The 22,583-nt window shown below is 46.2% G+C and carries 15 protein-coding genes and 2 pseudogenes; 11 read left to right on the forward strand and 6 right to left on the reverse strand.

Annotated features, from left to right (window positions below):
• Positions 1 to 288 precede the first annotated feature (288 nt).
• A pseudogene (locus BWI96_RS18205) lies at positions 289 to 2,069 on the reverse strand (ABC transporter ATP-binding protein).
• 194 nt (positions 2,070 to 2,263) lie between these two features.
• Here BWI96_RS18205 and kduI point away from each other — a divergent pair.
• Together kduI and BWI96_RS18215 are read left to right on the forward strand one after the other, a co-directional pair.
• On the forward strand, positions 2,264 to 3,094 hold the full coding sequence (gene kduI / locus BWI96_RS18210; protein WP_106637955.1) for a 5-dehydro-4-deoxy-D-glucuronate isomerase: 831 nt from the start codon (positions 2,264 to 2,266) through the stop codon (positions 3,092 to 3,094).
• A gap of 292 nt (positions 3,095 to 3,386) precedes the next feature.
• Positions 3,387 to 4,640: an amidohydrolase family protein gene (locus tag BWI96_RS18215; RefSeq protein WP_106637956.1), complete on the forward strand. Its 1,254-nt coding sequence runs from the start codon at positions 3,387 to 3,389 to the stop codon at positions 4,638 to 4,640.
• Here BWI96_RS18215 and BWI96_RS18220 read toward each other — a convergent pair whose 3' ends face one another.
• Entirely contained in the window at positions 4,641 to 5,969 is a 1,329-nt protein-coding gene (locus BWI96_RS18220) for an Nramp family divalent metal transporter (RefSeq protein ID WP_106637957.1), read from the reverse strand. It lies immediately after the preceding gene.
• A 159-nt stretch (positions 5,970 to 6,128) separates the two neighbouring features.
• On the opposite strand from BWI96_RS18220, the gene BWI96_RS18225 reads away from it, so the two are divergent.
• The 5 genes and pseudogenes from BWI96_RS18225 (at position 6,129) to BWI96_RS18245 (ending at position 13,601) form a co-directional block, all read left to right on the forward strand.
• Entirely contained in the window at positions 6,129 to 6,791 is a 663-nt protein-coding gene (locus BWI96_RS18225) for a metal-dependent transcriptional regulator (protein ID WP_106637958.1), read from the forward strand.
• A gap of 141 nt (positions 6,792 to 6,932) precedes the next feature.
• Positions 6,933 to 8,011 (forward strand): annotated as a pseudogene (locus BWI96_RS18230) (LptF/LptG family permease).
• 138 nt (positions 8,012 to 8,149) lie between these two features.
• Positions 8,150 to 9,061: a DMT family transporter gene (locus BWI96_RS18235; protein WP_106637959.1), complete on the forward strand. Its 912-nt coding sequence runs from the start codon at positions 8,150 to 8,152 to the stop codon at positions 9,059 to 9,061.
• A gap of 66 nt (positions 9,062 to 9,127) precedes the next feature.
• On the forward strand, positions 9,128 to 11,608 hold the full coding sequence (locus BWI96_RS18240; protein WP_106637960.1) for a prolyl oligopeptidase family serine peptidase: 2,481 nt from the start codon (positions 9,128 to 9,130) through the stop codon (positions 11,606 to 11,608).
• 175 nt (positions 11,609 to 11,783) lie between these two features.
• Entirely contained in the window at positions 11,784 to 13,601 is a 1,818-nt protein-coding gene (locus BWI96_RS18245; protein WP_198555300.1) for a M61 family metallopeptidase, read from the forward strand.
• A 1-nt stretch (position 13,602) separates the two neighbouring features.
• Here BWI96_RS18245 and BWI96_RS18250 read toward each other — a convergent pair whose 3' ends face one another.
• The 4 genes from BWI96_RS18250 to BWI96_RS18265 all read right to left on the reverse strand — a co-directional run bounded on the left by BWI96_RS18250 (position 13,603) and on the right by BWI96_RS18265 (position 15,723).
• A complete protein-coding gene (locus tag BWI96_RS18250; protein WP_106637962.1) occupies positions 13,603 to 14,007 on the reverse strand; it encodes a phage holin family protein in 405 nt (134 codons plus the stop codon).
• 68 nt (positions 14,008 to 14,075) lie between these two features.
• Complete coding sequence (locus BWI96_RS18255; protein WP_106637963.1) at positions 14,076 to 14,327, reverse strand: DUF6582 domain-containing protein; 252 nt, start codon at positions 14,325 to 14,327, stop codon at positions 14,076 to 14,078.
• Positions 14,328 to 14,389: 62 nt separating this feature from the next.
• Positions 14,390 to 14,746 carry a hypothetical protein gene (locus tag BWI96_RS18260; RefSeq protein ID WP_106637964.1) on the reverse strand — a complete coding sequence of 119 codons (357 nt, stop codon included), beginning with the start codon at positions 14,744 to 14,746 and terminating at the stop codon, positions 14,390 to 14,392.
• A gap of 212 nt (positions 14,747 to 14,958) precedes the next feature.
• Complete coding sequence (locus BWI96_RS18265; RefSeq protein ID WP_106637965.1) at positions 14,959 to 15,723, reverse strand: hypothetical protein; 765 nt, start codon at positions 15,721 to 15,723, stop codon at positions 14,959 to 14,961.
• Between the two features lie 393 nt (positions 15,724 to 16,116).
• Here BWI96_RS18265 and BWI96_RS18270 point away from each other — a divergent pair, with 393 nt between their 5' ends.
• The 4 genes from BWI96_RS18270 (at position 16,117) to BWI96_RS18285 (ending at position 22,487) form a co-directional block, all read left to right on the forward strand.
• Entirely contained in the window at positions 16,117 to 17,313 is a 1,197-nt protein-coding gene (locus BWI96_RS18270) for a glycosyltransferase family 87 protein (protein ID WP_106637966.1), read from the forward strand.
• Between the two features lie 37 nt (positions 17,314 to 17,350).
• Positions 17,351 to 18,058, forward strand: coding sequence for a glycosyltransferase (locus tag BWI96_RS18275; RefSeq protein ID WP_232793800.1), 708 nt, complete (start codon positions 17,351 to 17,353; stop codon positions 18,056 to 18,058).
• Positions 18,033 to 18,821, forward strand: a complete 789-nt coding sequence (locus tag BWI96_RS18280) for a polysaccharide deacetylase family protein (RefSeq protein ID WP_106637968.1) — start codon at positions 18,033 to 18,035, stop codon at positions 18,819 to 18,821. Before BWI96_RS18275 ends, BWI96_RS18280 begins: the two co-directional genes overlap by 26 nt.
• A gap of 594 nt (positions 18,822 to 19,415) precedes the next feature.
• On the forward strand, positions 19,416 to 22,487 hold the full coding sequence (locus BWI96_RS18285) for an amidohydrolase family protein (RefSeq protein WP_106637969.1): 3,072 nt from the start codon (positions 19,416 to 19,418) through the stop codon (positions 22,485 to 22,487).
• Positions 22,488 to 22,583: the final 96 nt, after the last annotated feature.

Raw genomic sequence — 22,583 nt, forward strand, 5'->3', positions numbered from 1 at the left:
AACGATGGGGTTGTTATCACTTTCCACCAATCCACGGACGGCGTTAGCAACGCGTTTCTGCATTTCAGGGTTTGAACGCTGAATGGCGTTTAACTCAATATAGGCCTCTGGCCGAGTGATATTGAAATATATTTGGGGTAAGATGCAGTATTTCGTTACCTGGACTTTTTTGAGTCAGACGGCCAGAGGCCTACAGCCAGGTAGTCACTCGGCTAGAGCCGAGCGACTGCGGGTGTCTCTACCATTGGTAACTGGACTCAAAACGCTCAATCCAAAACTCCCAACCTACTAAGCTTCTTCGCCTTGCAACTGCTTTTCGTATAACTCACGGTACGCCCCGTTTTTCTTCATTAATTCTTCGTGCGTGCCTTGCTCTACAATTTCGCCTTCGTCGAGTAATACAATCTGGTCGGCTAGTTTAGCAGAAGATACCCGGTGGCTGATAATCAGTGAAGTACGATTTTGCATAATACCTTTCAGGTTCGAAAGAATCGTCGATTCCGTTTTGGTATCAACGGCAGATAAACAGTCGTCCAAAATCAGAATTTTAGGTTCCCGGGCAATGGCTCGGGCAATGCTTAACCGTTGCTTTTGACCCCCGGAAAGGGTGATGCCGCGTTCTCCGATTTTAGTTTCAAAACCTTCGGGAAAATCCACGATGTTCCCGTATAATCCGCGTCTTTCGTGGCCTGAACTACTTTATCTTGAGGTAAGTCGGGCAGCCCGAACCGTACGTTATTCGAAATATTATCCGAAAACAGGAACACATCCTGTGGCACATAACCCATCTGACGACGCAGCGTCGGAATGTCATAGGCCTGAATAGCTTCCTGATCAATCAGAATTTTCCCCGAAGAGGTATCATACATGCGAGTCAGCAGGTTCGCCAGCGTACTCTTACCCGAACCCGTTCCACCGAGAATGGCTACCGTTTCTCCGGCTTTTATACGCAGGTTAAAATTCTTCAGAGCAATAATACCTGAATCGGGATAAATGAAGGTAACGTGCTTGAATTCAACGTCTCCTGAAATTTCTTTTTGTAGATTTTCGGTAGAAACAAGATCCGTTTTCTGTTGCAGGAATTCATTGATCCGGGTTTGTGAAGCCGCCGCCCGCTGAATTTGTGAGGTCGTCCAGCCCAGAGCCGTTACTGGCCAGGTCAGCATGTTCACATAAATGAGAAATTCGGCAATGTTACCGGGTGTTAATCGACCCGCGATAACTTCCTGACCACCAATGTATACGCAAAGAATGTTGGAAAGCCCCACCAGCAGGAAAATCAGCGGCGTGAATAACGAATCGACTTTAATCAGATTTAATGATTTATTACGATAGTTTTCTGACTGATTTTCAAACTGTTTAGTCGAGAACGATTCCTGAACGTACGCCTTTAACACCCGAATGCCCGAGAATGCTTCCTGAGCGTTGGTCGAAAGCATGGAAAGATTCCGCTGAATTTCCTCTGAACGTTTATTGATAATGTTAGAAACGAAGAAAATACTCACGGAAAGAATCGGTAGAGGTAATAACACGTAAAAAGTTAGGTGTGGACTTACCGAAAGCATGTAACTAATGACCATTACAAAGAGCGTAATGAGGTTCAGTCCGTACATGATACTCGGTCCGACATACATCCGAACTTTCGAAACGTCTTCGGAGATACGAGCCATTAAGTCCCCCGTGTTATGCCGGCGATAAAAACTTAAGGGCAGGGTTTGGTAGTGTTCATAGATTTCGTTTTTCAGATCAAACTCAATGTGACGTGACATCACGATAAGCGTCTGTCGAACGAGGAACAGAAAGACACCTTTGAGTAGGGCCATGGCGAGGATTAATACGCCGTAAATCAGAATGTTATAGGCAAAATCTTCGTAAATGTTAGCCTGAACTTTCGATCCGTCAAAAAGAAAATACAGATCCAGTGTTTCTTTGACCAGATCCAGGGCATGCCGGACGATCTGAGCCGGAATAATTCCGAAAAGATTGGAAACTACGGTAAATAAAGTGCCCAGCAAAAGGGTGCCTTTATACTTCCACAAGTATTTGTTAAGATAAGCGAGGGATTTCAAGAGTATAAATGTTCGATGTATGAATGCAATCAGGGCTCGTCGTAAGGGTGGCCATTTCAGTCAATTACCGCAAAAAATGAAAGACTGTAGACTGAAAACAAAGATACATCGGAATGGTTCGCTTCTTTTGCAATTGAAGGGTATTCGGCACGGAAGTCGTCTATTTCTTAGCTGTAGCAACTATTCAAACTCCTATGCAGACTCGTTATGCACACCATCCCGACGACGTTCGGCACTACGACACCGACCGTTTACGGGAGCAATTCCTGATTGAAGACGTCATTGCCGACGATCAGTTTCAATTTACGTATTCCCATTATGACCGCTTTATTGTAGGCGGTGTGAAACCCGTTAACGAAGTATTAAGCTTACCCACGTATGACGAGTTACGCTCCGGGTTTTTCCTCGAACGCCGCGAGTTAGGAATCATTAACGTAGGTGGCCCCGGCGTAGTTACCGCTGATGGCGAAACCTACGAATTAAGCAAACTGGAAGCCCTTTATCTCGGTAAGGGCACGGTTGATGTAACTTTTGCCAGTGCCGATGCGACCAGCCCGGCAGTATTTTATCTGGCTTCTACACCCGCTCACCGCGTGTGCCCTAATGCCAAACTGACGAAAGAAGGAGCTTCTCCCGTTCAGGCAGGAACCAAGGAAACAGCTAATGAGCGTACCATTTATAAATACATTCACGCCGAAGGTCTGGAGTCTTGCCAACTGGTGATGGGGCTGACTATCCTGAGTACGGGTAGTATCTGGAACACCATTCCCGCCCATGTGCACGATCGTCGAATGGAGGCTTATTTTTATTTTGATGTTCCTGAAAATCAGCGGGTGTTCCATTTCATGGGCGAGCCTCAGCAAACCCGTCATTTGCTGGTGAATAACTATCAGGCGATTTTGTCGCCACCGTGGTCGATTCACTCTGGGGCGGGAACGGCAGCTTATTCCTTCATTTGGGCGATGGCTGGTGAAAACTATACGTACACCGACATGGATCTGGTGGACCTGAAAGAATTGAAGTAATACAAACTTTTGAAAGTAATAAGCCCGAAATCGGTATGGTTTCGGGCTTATTACTTTTCAAAACGCTGCCAGCTTCTTTCTTCTTTAGATTATCCCCTAGTGCTATTTATGTTACCCCCGCTGGGGTTATGGTAACTAATTAATTACAAAGCAGAGCTGCGAACTACTTAAATTAATACTTGATAATAACCCCAGCGGGATTAAATTTACAATAGTCCCGGGTGTTAACCTGCGGAAGAGGATGATTTCATTAACCTCATCTTAAAAGCATAACTCCTCATTTCCCATCCTGATGAAACGACTTTTAGTATTCTTGGTTTTCCTAAGCACGCTAGTGAATGCTCAATCTTCAAAACCGTACTTATTGATTCCTGATCGGGTTTTTGATGGGAAAGAGGTGCATACGAACTGGCAGGTATTAGTCATTAATAATAAAATTGAAGCCGTGGGGGCTAACCTCAAGAAGCCGGAGGGAACGGAAGAAATCATTCTCAAGAATCAGACTTTGTTACCCGGTTTAGTAGAAGGTCATTCCCACCTGTTTTTACATCCGTATAACGAAACGTCCTGGGACGATCAGGTCTTGAAGGAATCACCGATGGAGCGAGCTGCCCGGGCGGTTATTCATGCGGAAAAAACCTTATTAGCTGGGTTTACCACCGTTCGGGATTTAGGAACGGAAGGAGCCGATTTCGATGATGTGGGTCTGAAACAGGCCATTGAAAAAGGCATTATTCCCGGCCCGCGGATGATTACGGTCGGACGGGCGTTGATTGCTACGGGAAGCTATGGCCCGAAAGGGTATAATACTCGCTCGAATGTACCGCAGGGAGCCGAAGAGGCCGACGGTAACGACCGATTAATACAAGCTGTTCGCGGACAAATAGGGCGTGGCATTGACGTCGTGAAAATTTACGCCGACTATCGCTGGGGGTTAATGGGCGAAGCGAAAGCGACGTTTCTTCAGGAAGAAATTGAGTTAATGGTGAAAGTAGCTGCCTCATCGGGCCGGTCGGTAGTGGCCCATGCTTCTACCGAAGAAGGCATTCGCAGAGCGATTTTAGGCGGATGCAAAACCATTGAGCACGGGGATGCCGCTACCGCAGAGCTATTTCAGTTAATGAAAGATAAAGGCGTAGCCTATTGCCCAACCTTAGCGGCCAGTGATGCCATTTCGCAGTATCGCGGCTGGAAAAAAGGGCAGGAAGCTGAACCCGAACGTGTTCAGCAAAAACGGAAAAGCTTCAAAGCCGCTCTGGAATCGGGCGTGGCGATTGTGATGGGGGGCGATGTGGGTGTCTTTACCCACGGTGATAATGTTCGGGAAATGGAATTAATGAACACCTATGGCATGAAACCACTGGACGTGTTACGCTCGGCGACTTCCGTTCCCGCGAAAATATTTGAAATGAAGCAGTTGGGGGAAATAAAATCGGGTTACCTCGCCGACTTGATTGCCGTAGAAGGTAACCCGACTGAAACCATTTCTGCCTTAAGAAAGGTAACGATGGTGATGAAAAATGGACAATGGTATAAGAGACCCTGACTAAATCGTTTGGATCAGCAGGTAGCTATTCAGTAACAGAATAATTCCTGCAATAACCCAGCTCACAACTTTCAGTACCGAAGAGTTTACAAATGCTCCCATCATTTTGGCGTTCGAGGTAAACATAACTAATGGGATAACCGCGAAACTCAATTGAATGGAAAGCACTACCTGACTGAAAACCAGTAACTCGGAGGTACCTTTTTCGCCGTACCATGCTGTAGCTACAAAAGCCGGAATAATGGCAATCGAGCGGGTTAACAAGCGGCGAACCCAGGGCTTCAGTCGCAGATTCAGAAAACCTTCCATAACGATTTGCCCCGCCAGAGTTCCAGTAACGGTAGAGTTTTGTCCGGCGGCAAGTAGAGCTACGGCAAATGAAATACTCGCCAGCTTCACCCCCAAAACGGGATCGAGTAAACGATGGGCATCGGTAATGTCGGCCACATCCTGATTGCCGGTAGCGTGAAAAGCAGCGGCGGCTACGATCAGAATGGCGGCGTTGATGAAGAAGGCTAGGAATAGCGAAATCGTGGAATCAAGCGTGGCAAACTTAATGGCTTCCCGCTTGCCAGTATCGTCCCGATTAAAATTACGGGTTTGCACAATGCTACTGTGCAGGTATAGATTATGCGGCATCACAGTCGCTCCTAAAATGCCGATGGCCACGTAGAGCATGGGGCCGTTGGTGATGATTTCAGGTTTGGGAATCAGGTTCTGAACAATCGCTGGGAGGCTGGGATTAGACGCAATCATCTGATACACAAAGCAACAGAGAATCACGAAGATTAACCCCCCCACAATACTTTCCAACGCTCGGAATCCCCTATTCTGAAAATACAGAATCACCAGAACGTCCAGAATGGTAATGACCACGCCCACCGTAAGGGGGAGTCCAAAAAGCAGATTCAGGGCAATGGCAGAACCTAAGACTTCGGCCACATCGGTAGCAGCAATGGCAATTTCGGCAAATATCCAAAGGATAAATCCAACGGGTTTGGAGAAATGATCGCGACAAGCCTGGGCTAGATCTCGTCCGGTCGCAATGCCTAGCTTTAAGGCTAGATGCTGCAGAACCATCGCGAAGAGATTGGAGATCAGTACCACGGAAAGAAGGGTGTAGCCAAACCGCGAGCCACCTTCAATATCGGTTGCCCAGTTACCGGGGTCCATGTAACCCACCGCTACCATTAAACCAGGACCAACAAAAGCCATGAACTTTTTCCAGTTGCTGGCATTGTGCGGAATCTGGATAGACGCATGAGATTCGGGAAGGGACTGCTCCAATAAATTATATTTATGATCTGTGTTGGGTATAGGCGTATTCATCTATTATTGATCTATTCGTCTGATTGTGTGTGCAATGTCTGAATGAGTAAAACAAATGTAATGAAGGTTTTGTTAAATCAAAATAAAAATTTAGACTCACCTAAATTTTTATTTTGCACGGTGAGAATCTACCTTTGCAGCCAACTTCCGAAAACTTGAATGGCTTCATTAGCAGAAGAGAACTATCTGAAACTGATCTATCATCTGTCCGGCTCCGGTGCAGATGAAGTCAGTACCAACGCCCTGGCGGAACAAACACAGACGCGAGCGGCTTCGGTGACGGATATGTTACGTAAGCTAGCTGAAAAAAATCTAGTCCACTACAAGAAGTATCAGGGCGTTCGGTTAACTGCGGAAGGGCAGGAGGTAGCTTTGCAGGTGATCCGTCGGCATCGGCTCTGGGAAGTCTTTATGGTTCAGAAGCTGGGTTTTCGCTGGGACGAAGTACATCCCATTGCGGAAGAACTCGAACATATTGCTTCGGAAGAACTTATTAATCGTTTGGATGCGTTTCTGGATTTTCCCGTTTCTGATCCGCACGGTGACCCCATTCCGACGGCAGCGGGGAAGATGCCTTCCGCTGAATACGAGAAGCTTTGCGAAGTAACCGCCGGGAAACAGGTAACGATGATGGGCGTTTCTGAGCACGCCGCTTCTTTTTTGCAATTTTTAAGTAAAGCGGGATTAATTCCCGGAAGTGTAGTTTCGGTGCTGGAAATCAATGACTTCGACCGATCCATGCTATTGAAAATAAACGAATCCGGCCCTTCTTTTGTCAGTTACGAAGTGGCCAGAAATATTTTGATTAAGTTTTCAGTTTAAGTTCAATGAGGGAATGAGTGAAGGATAGAATCAGGAATGTTCAGAAGGCTGGGTTGACATTGATAAATCAGGGCTGAAGGATTCCATTTTTTACAAGTCATCCCTGAAAACCGCAAACTGACCACAGACAAATCATAGGCAGTGAAAATACTAGACTGGTATATTTTTAAACGATTCCTGACGACTTATGTCTTCGTCGTTTCGCTCGTAACGCTGATTATTTTAGTAATCGACTATACCGAAAAGGTAGAAAACTTCATTCGTTACAAACCTTCCACGTACGAACTACTGGTTACGTATTACATGAATCTGGCCATTTTCTGGGCGAATTACGTAAGCCCGTTGATGGTGTTTATTACGGTCGTTTTCTTTACGGCCAACATGGCGGCAAAGACCGAAATCATTGCCATTTTTAGTACTGGCGTTAGCTTTATTCGCTTCATGCGTCCGTATATGATGGCCTCCACGCTGATTGCCAGTATTATTTTCTGTCTGGTAGCTATGTAATTCCGGCAGCTGACAAAAAGCGACTGGCTTTTGAGCAGAAATACGTTGAGGGGGGTACCTATTACTTCGACAAACGCGACGTTCATATTCAGGTAGGCCCTAGTGTGTACGCCTATCTTTCCAGTTATAACAACACCACACAGCAGGGCGATAAGTTTACGCTGGAAAAGTTTGAAGATAATAAGCTGGTTCAGAAGCTTTCGGCTGCTTACATCGTCTGGAAACCGGAGATTAAGAAATGGTCGGCGGTAGACTATAGCATTCGAACCATTACCGAAACGGGTGAAACCATGACGTATGGAAAGTTAATAGATACCACGATTGCTCTGGAACCCAAGGATTTTGAAAATACGAACAATCTGGAGAAAACCTTCACCCTTTCCGAGCTTAACAATCACATCGCCAAACTTCAGAGTCGCGGAGCCGAAGGGGTGGTGTTATTTCAGATTGAACGTTATACCCGGATCGCTAATCCTTTCGGTATCATCATTTTGACCGCCATTGGCGTTATCGTTTCGGCCCGTAAATCACGCGGAGGCGTGGGGTTCCAGATCGCTCTCGGTTTTGGTCTGGCCTTTGTTTATATCCTCTTCTTCATGATGAGTAGCGGCATTGCCAAGAAAGGAGCGTTCGATCCCTTCCTGGCCGTCTGGCTACCCAATATCGTATTCTCTCTCATTGGCCTGGTTCTATACCGAACCGTCCCTAAATAGTTTTCAGTTGTCGGTTTATAGTTTTCAGTAGGTTGCTCACCGTAAAGACAGGATAGTGAATTAAAATTCTATCATTCACGCCTTCTATTATTCAAAATTCATTGAAAACTGTAAACCGAAAACGGCACACTGGATTCCATGAAACCATCGTTACAATCGTATTTGCAGCTACACTTTGTGGTGCTGATTTTTGGCTTTACGGCCATTTTAGGTCAATTGATTAGTATTCCGCCGCTGGCTTTGGTCTTCTGGCGAACGGGGCTGGCTACGGTCGGGATGTGGGCTTTTCTAAAAACTCAGAAAAGTACGTCTAAAGCTTCCGCCGGATTAATCATTCGTCTGTTGCTGACGGGTGGATTGGTGGCTCTGCACTGGATATTATTTTTCGGCTCGGCCCGGGTTTCCAACGTTTCGGTATGCCTCGCAGGTTTATCGACGAGTTCTTTATGGACGGCTTTACTCGAACCCCTTTTTACCCATCGTCGGCTGAGTCTAGTGGAGGTTTTTCTTGGATTATTAGTGATGGTAGGCTTATACCTGATTTTCCTGTTCGAGTTTAACCATGCCTTAGGATTAACCATGTCCGTGGTGGCAGCGTTGTTATCGGCTTTATTTTCCATTTTCAATTCCCTTTTTGCAAGGACGTTAGAGCCTCGTCGGATCACGGCCTACGAAATGGCCGGGGCCTGGATAAGTACGACGATCTTTCTGCCCATTTATTACTTCCTGATTGCTCCTGAAGAAAAAATGAATCTTATTCCGCAGGGTTGGGACTGGCTTTGGGTGCTTATTCTGGCGGGTGTCTGTACCGTTTATGCCTACGCGGCTTTTGTACGTTTATTCCAGACGTTCTCTGCTTTTGTCATGAATTTGACCACTAACCTGGAGCCGATTTATGGGATTATCCTCGCCTTTCTCATTTTTGGTAGTGCTGAAAAAATGACGGCGGGCTTCTATGCGGGAGCTTCTTTGATACTGGGAGCAGTGCTGTTGTATCCGATTTTAAACCGTTGGTCGAATCGGCGGGCAAAGGCTTCGGTAATCTCTTAACTTGTTCATCCAATTAGAGCATTGGATTACCGAAGTACTGAACTTCATCTCCTAACAAATTCTTGCATGAAAAAACAACTCCTTGTGCTGGTTCTGGCCTTGGGTATGGTTTCGTTTGTACAGGCTCAGGACGCCACGTATCAGACGCCGCCGAAAGCTCTGGCCGATTTAGTGAACACGCCGCCAACGCCCGGTTTTAGTGTAGACTCTAAAGGGCAGTGGGTCATTATTACCGAACGGGCTGCAAACCCTTCCATCGCTGAGTTATCTCAACCTGAGTTACGCATCGCTGGTCTGCGAATTAACCCCGCTAATAACGGTCCCAGCCGTGGTTTTCCGCTCATCAACCTAAAGTTGCGTAAACTAAATGGTAAGGAAGAAATTCAGGTCAAAGGCTTACCTCAAAAGGCCGCGATTTCTAACCTGAGCTGGTCGCCCGATGATGCGAAAATCGCCTTTACTAACTCGACAGATACGAAAATCGAGTTATACGTCATCGACGTGGCTACGGCTACAGCTCGCAAGGTTACCGACCTGGCCCTGAATGCCGCTTTAGGTTCCCCCGTGAGCTGGGTTTCTGATGCTCAGTCTCTGATCGTTACTACTGTTCCTGCCTCTCGAGGAGCGGCTCCCGAAGTAAGTCGCGTACCCGTAGGGCCGACCATTCAGGAAAACCTGGGTAAAAAAGGTCAGGCTCCTACGTATCAGGATTTGCTGAAAAACCCATCGGATGAAAAGCAGTTTGAGTATTACGCCACCGCTCAGGTCGTGAAATTAGGACTGGATGGTTCGGTGAAGAATATCGGTCAGCCCATGCTGGTACGTGACGCAACGCCTTCTCCCGATGGTAAATACGTGTTAGTGGAAAGCGTGCACCGTCCTTTCTCGTACATCGTTCCGCTGCGTTATTTCCCTTCGAAAGTAGAGATTTTTGATACGAACGGATCCGCCATTAAAATGCTGACGGATAACCCGCTGGTAGAAAATGCTCCCTGGGGTTCTGACGCCACGATTCCTTTTCCTCGTAACTACAACTGGCGGGCCGACGTGCCTGCAACGGTAACCTGGGTAGAGCCTAAAGATGGCGGCGATTCCCGTAAGAAAGTAGCGATTCGCGATGTATTGAAAGCTCTGGAAGCTCCCTTCTCTGGCGAAGCAAAAGACTTATACTCAAGTGCGTTGCGTTTCGGTGGCGTGGTTTGGGGGAACGCTACAACGGCCATCGTTTCTGAACGCTGGTGGCAAAACCGGAAGCTGGTGACGAAGATTCTGAATCCTTCCGACCCTGCTAATCCCGTTGTGCTGTTAGAACGTTCGTTCGAAGACAAATACTCCGATCCTGGTCAGCCCGAAACGAAGAAAAATCAGTACGGTCGTCAGGTGCTGGACATTAATGCGAAAAATGAAGTCTATTACCTCAACACAACCGGAGCCTCTCCCGAGGGCGACCGTCCGTTTGTGAGTGTGCTAAACCTGAAAACGAAGGAGAATAAAATCATTTGGCGTTCAGAAGCACCTTATTTTGAAATTCCAGTAAGCATTCTGAATGCGGAAAAAGGCGAAGTATTGACCCGTCGCGAAGCCGTTGACCAGAATCCGAATTACTTCGTTCGTAACCTGAATTTCACCGCCAAAAAGAAGAAGAAAAATGAAACAGCTCTGACGCAGGTAAGCTTCTTCCCCGATCCTTATCCACAACTGAAAGGGATTCAGAAACAGGTGCTTCGCTACAAGCGTAACGACGGCGTAGACTTAACGGCAACGTTATACCTGCCTGCGGGGTATAAAAAAGAAGACGGTCCATTGCCTACATTCCTGTGGGCGTATCCGGCTGAGTTCAAGAGCAAGGATGCGGCTGGTCAGGTGAGTGGTTCGCCTTATAAATTCAACGCCATCAGTTTCTGGGGTGCGGCGGCTTTCGTTACGATGGGTTATGCGGTTCTCGACAATGCCTCTATCCCCATTATCGGCGAAGGTGACAAAGAGCCTAACGATACATACGTTGAACAATTGGTAGCTTCAGCCAAAGCCGCCATTGAAACGGGCGTGAAAATGGGTGTGGTAGATTCCAGCCGCGTAGGCGTAGGGGGGCACTCATACGGAGCTTTCATGACCGCCAATTTATTAACGCATAGCAAGTTGTTTAAGGCAGGTATTGCCCGGAGTGGTGCGTATAACCGGACGTTAACGCCATTCGGTTTCCAGAATGAGCAACGCACCTACTGGCAGGCACCGGATGTCTACAATACGATGTCGCCGTTTATGAACGCTGATAAAATGAAGACCCCCCTGTTGCTAATTCACGGGGAAGCGGATAACAACACGGGCACTTTCCCAGTGCAGTCCGAGCGTTATTTCAATGCGTTGAAAGGAATGGGAGCAACAGCGAAACTGGTATTTTTACCTTACGAAAGTCACCATTATGATTCGCAGGAGTCACTCATGCACATGTTGAGCGAAATGAATAACTGGCTCGACAAATACGTGAAAAATGCCGGAAAAACCACGGGAGCTTCGGGTTCTGTGGGTGGTAAAGGTGAAAAGTAATTAGAAGTTTATTGTTGATTAAAAAGGCCTGCTGAAAACTCAGCAGGCCTTTTTATTGTCTTAATTAATAGTTAATAAGAGATTCAGGCCCGGCTCAGCCGGGCTTTTTCATTAAAGGACCTTTTGGAATATTGCTTTGTAAAAGGATCAATATGCGGTATTATTGATGGTGATTATGGAATATGACATTCTTTCTTCCATTGATATGCTGCGTTTTTACAAAGGTATGATAAGCCTTCTGCTTCTCTTCTTTTCTAATACCATCTGGGCTCAGTCGATTGCCTATACAGTTCGGATGGAAAACCCTCAAAACCATACTTATCAGGTAAGTCTTACGTATACCGGGCTGACCTCCTCCGTGCTTGAGCTGAAAATGCCAGTCTGGACGCCGGGATATTACCAACTGATGAATTATGCCAAATCGGTAGAAGGTTTCGAGGCCAGTGATGAAGCAGGTAAAATCCTGCCGTTCGAGAAGTCCACACCTAGTACCTGGCAGGTTCGGACGGGTGGTAGTAAAACCTTAAAAGTAAAGTATCAGGTTCGGACAGGTATGTCTTTCGTAGCTAGCAACTATCTGGATGAAAACCGGGCCTATATCTCTCCAGCGGGTTTATTCCTATACCCGAGGGGCCAGTTGAATCAGAAGGTAATGGTCACTTTTGTACCTGATTCTTCCTGGAATCCTCGTATTGCGACGGGACTGGATTCCCTGGCAGGTTCGCCAAAAACCTACATTGCTCCGAATTTTGATATTTTATACGACAGCCCCATTCTGATTGGAAAGACGGAGGAATTAGTACCGTTTGAAGTGAAGGGCATTCCGCATTATTTCGTAGGATATAACATGGGCGAATTTGATCGGGTAACGTTCATGACTGATCTTAAAAAAATTGTAGAGCAGGCTTCCCAGGTTATTGGTGATATTCCCTACAAACACTACACCTTTATTGCGATTGGTCCCGGTGGAGGTGGGATTGAACATTTGAATTCCACTGCCGTGAGTTTCAGTGGCAAGCAGATGAATACACGATCCGGAAAATTGAAGATGTATAACTTTCTGGCTCACGAATATTTTCATCATTACAATGTTAAACGTATTCGTCCCATCGAACTGGGACCTTTTGATTATGATCAGAAAAATAAAACCAAAATGCTCTGGGTATCAGAGGGATTTACGGTTTATTATGAATACATGGCGGTAAAGCGGGCTGGATTGATGACAGACGAAGAGTTAATCAAAGCTTTCCAGAAGGAAATTCAGAGTTATGAAAATAAGCCCGGCCATTTGTTTCAATCGGCTACACAGTCGAGTTACGAAACCTGGGAAGATGGGCCGTTTGGACGAACAGGGGATGAGGTTAATAAAACGATTTCATATTACAACAAAGGCCCTGTGCTGGGAGCCATGCTCGATTTCGCTATTCGACATGAAACTCACAATAAGAAGTCGCTTGATGATGTCATGCGATTGCTCTATCAGCAATATTACCAGAAAAAGCAAAGAGGTTTTACAGAAGATGAATTTAGAAAAGGCTGCGAGAGAATCGCTGGAACTTCGTTGCAAGAAATCTTCGATTATGCTTCTACTACGCAGGAAATCAATTACCCAAAATATTTCGGTTACGCTGGGCTGGCGATAGATACCACCACAAAAGCCCTAGCCGGCGGGTGGTTGGGCATTAATGCGGCAACCAAAGGTGATTCATTACTCATTACAAACGTAGAGTACGAATCTCCTGCCTGGAAAGCGGGCTTGAGGAGTAAGGTCGCTATACTTGAAATAGACGATCAGCGGCCAACAGCGTTAGATGCTATTTGGAAGGATCGCAAAGTAGGAGAAATGGTGAAAATGAAGGTATGGCAGAATGGAAAGATCAAAGAAATAACTGTGACGCTTGGACAAAAAGGAACGAAAGATTTTACCCTTTCTTACCTGCCACAAGCTTCACCGTTACAAAAAGAAATTTTACAAAGCTGGCTGGGCCAGTAGCTTAAAAAGTTTGTATTGATGACACCGGCATGAGTTGCGTAACCGAGTCATAAGTAGCGGCATGAGTAGGAGCAAGCACCTGATCCAGAACAGCTCCAGCCACGGCAACTGCCAGGGCGATGACCAACGCGGGCCAGAAACCCTGAATGGTGAGACTGCTCATAAACGAGTCGACCAGCTTTAGTAAAAGAGCCGTAACGACCAGCCGAATGACAAATGACAAAGCGAAGAAGGTAACCAGATTACCGACTCCGCGTAAAAGCCAGCCAATCGTAACGTTTAGAAAAGCCAGGATAATAGCGACCAGAAAAGCTTTTCCAAAACTCTTCACGTCAACTTGGGGCATCACATAAGCCAGACCAAAAATGACAGCTGCGTCAAGTAGCAAATGCAGAATTAAATTCATCGATGAAATAATTTAAGGTTGAAAATACTTACTCAAACATAAAAAATGAGTAACAATGCGACGCATTATTACTCATTTTTTATTTCAATATGGTGTTGGTCGGCAGCTCGCCGAATCCGACTTTTAATTAATTCCAATTCATCTGAGTCATATGTAGAGGCATTGTCTTTGTGATGGATATAGCTCCAGGCCGCCCGGATGTGTTCTGGCGTATCGATGGGATATTTGTTATTGGTAGTATCGGCGAAGGAAACATCTCCGTATTTCCGTTCCCCTTCTTCGGGATTGACATCGTCCCGACGATCAATTTTTGTACTCATGGCTTGGTAGAGTTGGTTCAGGAAACCTGTAACAAACACTGTACCAGCCTCAGTATCCTCAGCTACCAGTTGTAAAGATTTTGTTCAAAAATTACTTTCTCATCTGTTAATTGCGAATATATTTCGCATAGACCAGGCTGATTATAAATGCGTACTAACATGAAATCACACAGCTTGGTACCATCGCAGCTATAGATCGTTACAAATGGACCAGCAATGCCACGGCTGGAAGTTACGGTTACATAAACCGTCTGATCCTGATAACGAGCCTGAGAAATTGACTCAACTGTCTGCGTCTTAGCCTTTAACCAGGACAAATCTTTGAGCGGACGTTTAACGCCACAGGTGTTGGGTATTACGTCTTTTTTGTTACAGCTCAGACCTAGGCCGAGTAAAAGAATAAGTAAAAGATAACGCATAATAAAGTGGGTTTTTACTAGTAAGACCCTTGAACAAGGGAGAAGGTTGGATTGAGAAAATACTAATTTCCAGGCATCCGCTGCCAGTGTGGTCGGCCCACTTTTTGCTAGTAGCGGTGCATGAACGCACTGTTAGCCCGCGTATGCGACGCTGAAGCATTATCCATGCATTTTTCTACTATTTGCGACGTCGAAATGTAAGGCATCACTCCTTAGGGCAAACGGTTTACCGCCATTACAAAACTCTGCAAATCCTGATTAAGCGAACGAATGCTGGATTGTAACTGATTCAGCAAATCAGCCCGGGTGTGCAAATCTTCGGCTTTGTATGTGCCGCCTTTACCAAACAATAATTGCTGTTTTTTCCCTCCCTTGTCACCATCAAATGCCAGGGTTAACCAGCGGTCGTGGATGGAGCGGATAATTCCCTGTTTATGCTCATTGCTGAAGCTTTTTTCATTGAGCATGTACCAGATGAAAGGCGTGTAGATTTCAGATTTCTCAGGCATTAACCAAATGTCCCTTAGTACATTTCTGGGATGATCGAACTGTACTTTCCGACCTTTAATCAAACTACTTCCCCCTAAGCCCCCGCTCATCAGACCACCCACCAGACCTACCGTTTTCTGGGTTGCGTCGGAGGGAATAGCTACGGTTAAAATGGTGGTTAAAGCACCCACGGTGATGGAGGCTACCGTGAGTAAATCGTTTCGGTGATCCGCCCGTTCGTCCAGATACGAGGCCAGTTGATCGGCTCGTTCGCCCTCGCAGTCCAGCTCGGCTGAAAAGGAATTAAGTTCCGTACTTACTAACAGAAGTCGGTTCTGTAGTTCATTCTTCAGGTGAAGCCGATTCACCTTGCCTGCCAGCGAAGAATCTGCCTGATTCTGAATCAGCTTTTCCAGAAAAGTCAAGGTTCCGGTGGCGTTTGCCATCAGAAGATCATGACTGGAGAAGTAAGGACTTAAACCCGTCATATGCTTGAGTAGCGAGTCCGTATTGGTTAATGGAATATAGGGATCTTCGACATGAAAAGCAGGTTGACAATAACTAGTTCTGACTGATGAGTGAATTCGGCTACAGCCTGAAATTACCAGACCTAAACCTATAAATAGTACAAGAGAGGATGACTTTAGATACATTCAATTCATTGATTAACAGATACTGAGATATGCTTATTAGTAAGATGAACCTATTTATTACTTCTACCAAAGCAACATTCTAAGCGACCACTGCTATAAAAGAAAGAAAACCTGAAAAACCAGATAAGTTGGATTGAATATTAAAATAATTTAATTCTTATTAATTATTAAGTATGTAATACTTCACTTAAAAAGTCTATACTTTTGCTTTCATAGTTACTCACCCCATTGCATGAAAAAAGTAAGGCCTTCTTTTCGAAAGAAGGGACAGTGCTCGTTAGTTTTCTGCTAATGGGTCTGATCGTGGGCATCCAGCATTATTTCATGGGCCCCAAATATTACAACAATTACCTCATCTTCCGGCAGTCGTTTGTACACCTGCTGGCGGGTACTAATCCGTACGTAGAGTACCCGGCTGAGTACTTTGATATTTTCCTCTATCATCCCAGCTTTTGCCTTTTCTTTAGTCCTTTTTCCTACCTCCCCATTTGGTTAGGCATGCCACTCTGGACGGCTGCGAGTGCTCTGGTACTCTTTTACGCCATCCGGCAGTTGCCAGTGACGTACTCGCAAAAGCTATTTTGCTGGTGGTTTGTTTTTCTGGAAGTAGTATTTGCGTTGCATTATCAGCAAACCAATCCACTTATTATAGCTCTGGGTTTGTTAACCTTCGCTTTTCTTGAAAAGGGGAAAATGGGCTGGGCTGCTTTATTTCCACTGTTGGCCTTCTGCATCAAGGGGTACGGGCTGATTTTCGCCGGAATGTTCTTGTTTTATCCGCGTCCCTGGCGGTATATCTTCAGTTCGCTGGGCTGGTTACTGATCCTGACTTTTCTGCCCTTACCTCTGCTGGGCTGGAGTCGTTTTGTAGAAGTATATCAGCAATGGATGGCCTGCTTACAGGCCGACTACAAAGTCAATTACGGCTTTTCCATCATGGGCCTCATCAAACTGGTACAGCCGACTTTTGAAGCCGTGGGAAAGGTGCAGGTGGTAGGTTTGTTACTACTGGCCTTAACCTGGGGCCTCTACTTCCTGAAATCGCTTTACCGGCCCTTGGATCTGGCTACCCGTTTGAGTTTACTGGCTTACTTATGCTTATGGGTCATTCTCTTTAATCATGCCGCTGAAGCTCAAACGTACATCATCGCTATTCAAGGGGCGGCTCTCTATATTTTACTCGAAAAAGAAAAGCGGCCCCGCTGGGCGTATACCTGTGCGGTGCTGGTCGTTTTGCTGGCCATTTTTCCTGCCACGGACCTTTGTCCCCCCCTCTGGCGTAGGGAGTTTTTCTATCCCTACCTCATGAAAGTCATTCCCTGTACGCTGATTTGGTTTGTTTTACAATTTGAATTGATTAGTCGTGGGCTTCAACAACGTAAGTACCGAACCCCTGAGAATCAGCCTAGTTATTCCGTGCTATAACCCCTCGGAAGGCTGGAGTAATTTGATTCTGAAACGTATGCAGGAACTCAAGGCCATTTGGCCCGCATACGAACTTGAATGCATCATTTCAAACGACGGTTCTACCCGTTTGCAAATGGAAGAAGTCGAACGCTTGAGCCGGGAGACCGGTATCCTTTTCTTAAACAATCAGGAAAACCAGGGCAAAGGAGCGTCCATTCGTAAAGGGGCGGCTTCTTCGCACGGTGAAATTATTATTTATACCGACATTGATTTTCCCTTCGGCATCGAACCGGTGGTAGAGATGGTGGAGTTACTACAAGTCAACCCGAGATGCCAGTTTGTGTATGGGGCTCGCAGTAAACAGTATTTCCGGCAGTTACCTTTCAAGCGGAAGGTAATATCCCAGTGTCTGAAAATGCTGAATGTATTTCTGCTTTCCCCCCGAATCAAAGATACGCAGGCGGGTATCAAGGCTCTGCGTCGGGAGGTGTTGAATGAAATGCTGGCCACGCAAACCAATTCATTTGTGTTTGAAATTGAGTTGATTCGAAAACTCATGCAGAGAAAAGTAGAGATTCGTTCGGTGGCGGTAAGTCCTGAACCCGGTTTGGTATTTAGTGACTTTGGCTCGCAGACGCTTTGGCGGGAACTCATTAACCTGGTTCGTATCTTTACCCGGAAAGCTCCCGTTGCGACGGCAGTGGAAATACCCATGATAGAAATCCAACCCGAGACGTATGCAGGCGGTTACGCTGACTTTTGATCTGGAAGAATTCGATATTCCCGAGGAGTACGGGCAGCTCGTACCTGAGCGTGAGCAAATGGAGGTCACGCGGCGGGGCACGGAGGCTTTATTAACCCTGCTGGATCAATATAAGGTTCGGGCTACCTTTTTCACGACGGGCCATTACGCCCGTATGAATCCTGATTTAATCAGGGCCGTAGCCGAACGGCATGAAATTGCTTCGCACGCACTGTATCACTCGCCCAGGCATGAATTCCAGATGGAAGATGTACGGGAGTCCAAGCAAATACTGGAAGCCTTAACCGGGCAGGAGGTAAAGGGGTTTCGAATGCCCCGACTGAAGCCTTTTGCGATGGAAAAGTTACTGGATTATGGCATTACCTATGATGCCTCCATTAATCCGGCTTACCTGCCCGGACGTTATAACTTGTTGCACGAAAATCCGCAGCCTCATCTTCGCAACGGTCTGATGGAGTTACCTAGTTCAACAACGCCTTTGCTTCGTTTACCCTTATTCTGGTTATCGTTCAAGAATCTGCCTGCGGCTTTATTTCGCTATTGGGCGGCTCAAACGCTGAACAAACGGCAGGTTTTAATGCTGTATTTTCATCCCTGGGAATTTGCTGATATTCATTCGTATAACGTGCCTTCTTACGTCAAAAAAGTGGATGGGGAAAGGTTACTGCAAAGACTTGAAAAGCTAATCGTATCGCTTCAAAAACAGAAAGCAACGTTCCTGACCTGCCAGGAATACATCCGGGAAATGCCTACGGGTCAATAGGTTTCTTCTTTCGTAGAAACGTCGATTTATCGCGTCTGGGTAGAGGCGGTTTTCAGGTACCTTGCTATCATTTCCATTACCCGGCGGAGACGCCATAAATGGATGTCTCTACGTTTTCGAATGTCCTTAACCTGACTGTCAACGAGTGAAATCCAGCTTCAGGTAAGGTTCTTCGCTTTGCTCTGAATGACAGCTGGAGGTAGAAAATAGGCCCTTATGCCGCAAACAGCGGTTGGTGAGACACCAACCACGGCGTAAAAGTTACTCCTCGATAAATTTCTTCAAGGTAGAGACGTCGATTTATCGCGTCTGGGTAGAGGCGGTTTTTATTACCTTTCAATTATTTCTATCTTCCGACTGAGACGCTATCAATGGACGTCTCTACATTTATTCAATATCCTGATTCTGTTATCCTGAACACAGAATAATTTTGTTTTTCGCAGAGAAAACAGTACAAAAGGAATGACTATTACACATCGTCGCAACTTTTCTTTTACTCGTCGTTGGGATGGATGAGGTTTCTTCTGAATTATCTTATGAAGGTTATCTTTGGTTTTTACTTCTCTAATTTCCACATTGATACTTCATCTATTTATGAAGAAACGATTACTCTTCTGGCTATGCCTCATTCTGGCAGGAATGCAGGCCATGGCCCAAACGCCGACGTTCCCTACGAACGGTGTTCAGGATGAGCGGCCCGGTCGGGTAGCGTTCACCAATGCCACCATTGTTACCGATGCCCAAACCACACTTGAAGGAGCTACGCTGTTGATTCAGGGCGGCTTGATTGAAGCGGTTGGCAAAAACGTAAAAATTCCCACGGGTACGCAGGTAATTGACCTGAAGGGCAAGCGAATTTATCCTTCGTTCGTCGAAGTGTATGCGGCTTATGGTATGCCCGAAGTAAAGCGGGAGGCTCGCATGGGTCGCGGAACGCCGCAGATGGAATCCAAGAAAAAAGGGGCTTACGGCTGGAATCAGGCCGTGTTACCCGAAGTGAAAGCCGCTGAAATGTTCAGTGGTAATGCTAAAGAAGCAGCAGAGTTACGGAATATCGGCTTTGGCTCGGCAGTAACCCACTCGCAGGATGGTATCGTTCGTGGAACATCGGCTCTGGTTGCTCTTTTGGATGCTAAAGATCAGGAAGCCCTTTTAAAATCGAATGTTTCTGCTCATTACTCGTATTCCAAAGGCAGTTCTACGCAGGATTATCCCAACTCACTTATGGGCTCAGTAGCTCTGGTTCGTCAGACGTATTACGATGCTCAGTGGTATAAAGGCTTGAAGGGTCGCACGGAAACAAACCTTTCGCTGGAAGCCTTCAATCAGAATCAATCTTTACCCCAGGTTTTTGAAGTAACAGATAAACTCGGGGTCTTACGCACGGCTAAAATTGGCAAGGAATTCGGCGTAACCTATATCATCAAAGGCAGCGGCGATGAATACCAGCGTTTACCCGAAATTAAGGCTACGGGTTTGTCCTTCATCCTGCCCGTGACTTACCCTACGGCTCTGGATGTGGAAGATCCTTTCGATGCAAGCGTAGTTTCGCTTTCAGACATGAAGCATTGGGAAATGGCTCCGGCCAATGCTGGGTTACTGGCGAAGCAATCCATTCCCTTTAGCTTTACCACTAGTGGTCTTCGCAGTAAAGCGGATTTTATGGCTAACGTTCGGAAAGCCATTGCGGCGGGTCTGGATGAAAAAGCGGCTTTGGCAGCTCTGACGACAGTTCCGGCTCAGTTGATGAAAATTGAAGATATGGTAGGAAGTCTGAAACCCGGAATGCTGGCCAACTTCCTGATTTCTTCTGAAAGTGTATTCAGTGAATCGAACACCCTGTACGAAAACTGGGTGAAAGGGACACGCTACATCGTGACCGATATGAATGCAAGCGATTTCCGTGGCTCCTACGATCTGGCCTTAGGTTCTCGCTCTAATCTGAAACTGAACATTACCGGGAAGGCGGATAAACCTACGTATCAAATTCAGGTAGATACCACCAAAATTACCCCGAAAGTAACTCGTCAGGGCGATTTATTAACCCTTTCGTTTAAACTCAATAAAGCCGAAAAGGGAGAGAACCGGATTTCTGCTTATTACGATGGTAAGAACATCAAAGGGGATGGGTTCGATGCGACGGGAGCTCCGTTGACCTTCCTGGCTACTTACAAATCAGCTCCCCAGGCGGATCGTGCTCGTTCGGATTCTAGTAGAAAAGCGGCTCCTTATGAAATGGGTAAATTGATTTTCCCATTCGCCGGGTACGGAAGCGAAGAAAAAGCCAAAGCTGAGACGATTCTCATTAAAAACGCAACGGTTTGGACGAACGAAAAAGACGGTATCGTTCCCAACACGGACGTGCTCCTGCAAAACGGTAAGATCGCGAAAGTAGGAAAAAGCCTTTCCACGCCTTCAGGGGCAAAAGTGATTGATGGCACGGGTAAACACCTGACTACTGGAATCTTCGATGAGCACTCACATATTGGCCTGTACTCCGTAAACGAAGGCACGCAGTCGGTTACTTCCGAGGTTCGGATGGGTGACGTAGTAAACTCGGAAGACGTCAACATTTACCGTCAGTTGGCGGGTGGGGTTACTTCCTCACAGTTATTACACGGTTCCGCGAACTGTATCGGTGGTCAGTCGGCGGTTATTAAACTCAAATGGGGCGAAACGCCAGACAATCTACTCATTCCCGAAGCTCAGTTTATCAAGTTTGCCTTGGGTGAAAACGTAAAGCAGGCGAACTGGGGCGATGCGGCCCGTGTGCGTTTCCCACAAACCCGGATGGGTGTGGAACAGGTGATGATGGATGCCTTCATTCGTGCCAAAGCTTACGAGAAAGAGTGGAAAGAGTATAACGGTTCTTCGAAGAAAGCTTCGATGGTAGCTCCCCGCCGTGATCTGGAGTTGGATGCTCTGGTGGAAATACTCAACAAAAAACGCTTCATTACCTGTCACTCTTACGTCCAGTCGGAGATCAACATGTTAATGAAAGTAGCCGATTCACTGGGCTTTACCATTAACACCTTCACGCACATTCTGGAGGGCTACAAAGTGGCCGACAAAATGAAAAAACACGGAGCCAACGGTTCGACGTTCTCTGACTGGTGGGCGTATAAAATGGAAGTAAAAGACGCGATTCCTTACAACGCGGCGATGTTATCGAAAGTGGGGGTAAATACGGCTATTAACTCCGATGACGCAGAGATGGCTCGTCGATTGAATCAGGAAGCGGCGAAGACGGTATTGTATGGTGGGGTTTCGGAAGAAGAGGCCTGGAAAATGGTAACGCTAAATCCAGCGAAAATGATGCACCTGGATAACCGTCTGGGTAGTATCAAAGTAGGTAAGGATGCCGACGTAGTACTTTGGAATAACAATCCTTTATCCGTATACGCCAAGCCCGAAAAAACCATCATTGAAGGAGCGATTTACTTCGATCTGGAAAAAGACAAAGTATTACGTAAGGAAATTGATACCGAACGGAACCGTTTAATCCAGAAGTTACTGACGGCAAAAGCTTCCGGTGCGGCAACGCAACGTCCAGCCATGCAACGTCCCCGTCACTTCCACTGCAATACCCTGGGTGGTTTGTCGGAAGAAGAAGGCCACATGCGTTTCTTCGGTCAGTTCAACTGCGACGGTTCTTGCGGGTTTTAATTGGTTTGATGAAGTTTGACAGAGTTAGATATAGTTTGAGATGTTTGAAAGTTTGATAGGATACAGATTGAATAAGTAAAGAATGTTTGATCAAAC

The sequence above is a fragment of the Siphonobacter sp. SORGH_AS_0500 genome, assembly GCF_002838835.1.
In the GTDB taxonomy this organism is placed as follows: Bacteria; Bacteroidota; Bacteroidia; order Cytophagales; family Spirosomataceae; genus Siphonobacter.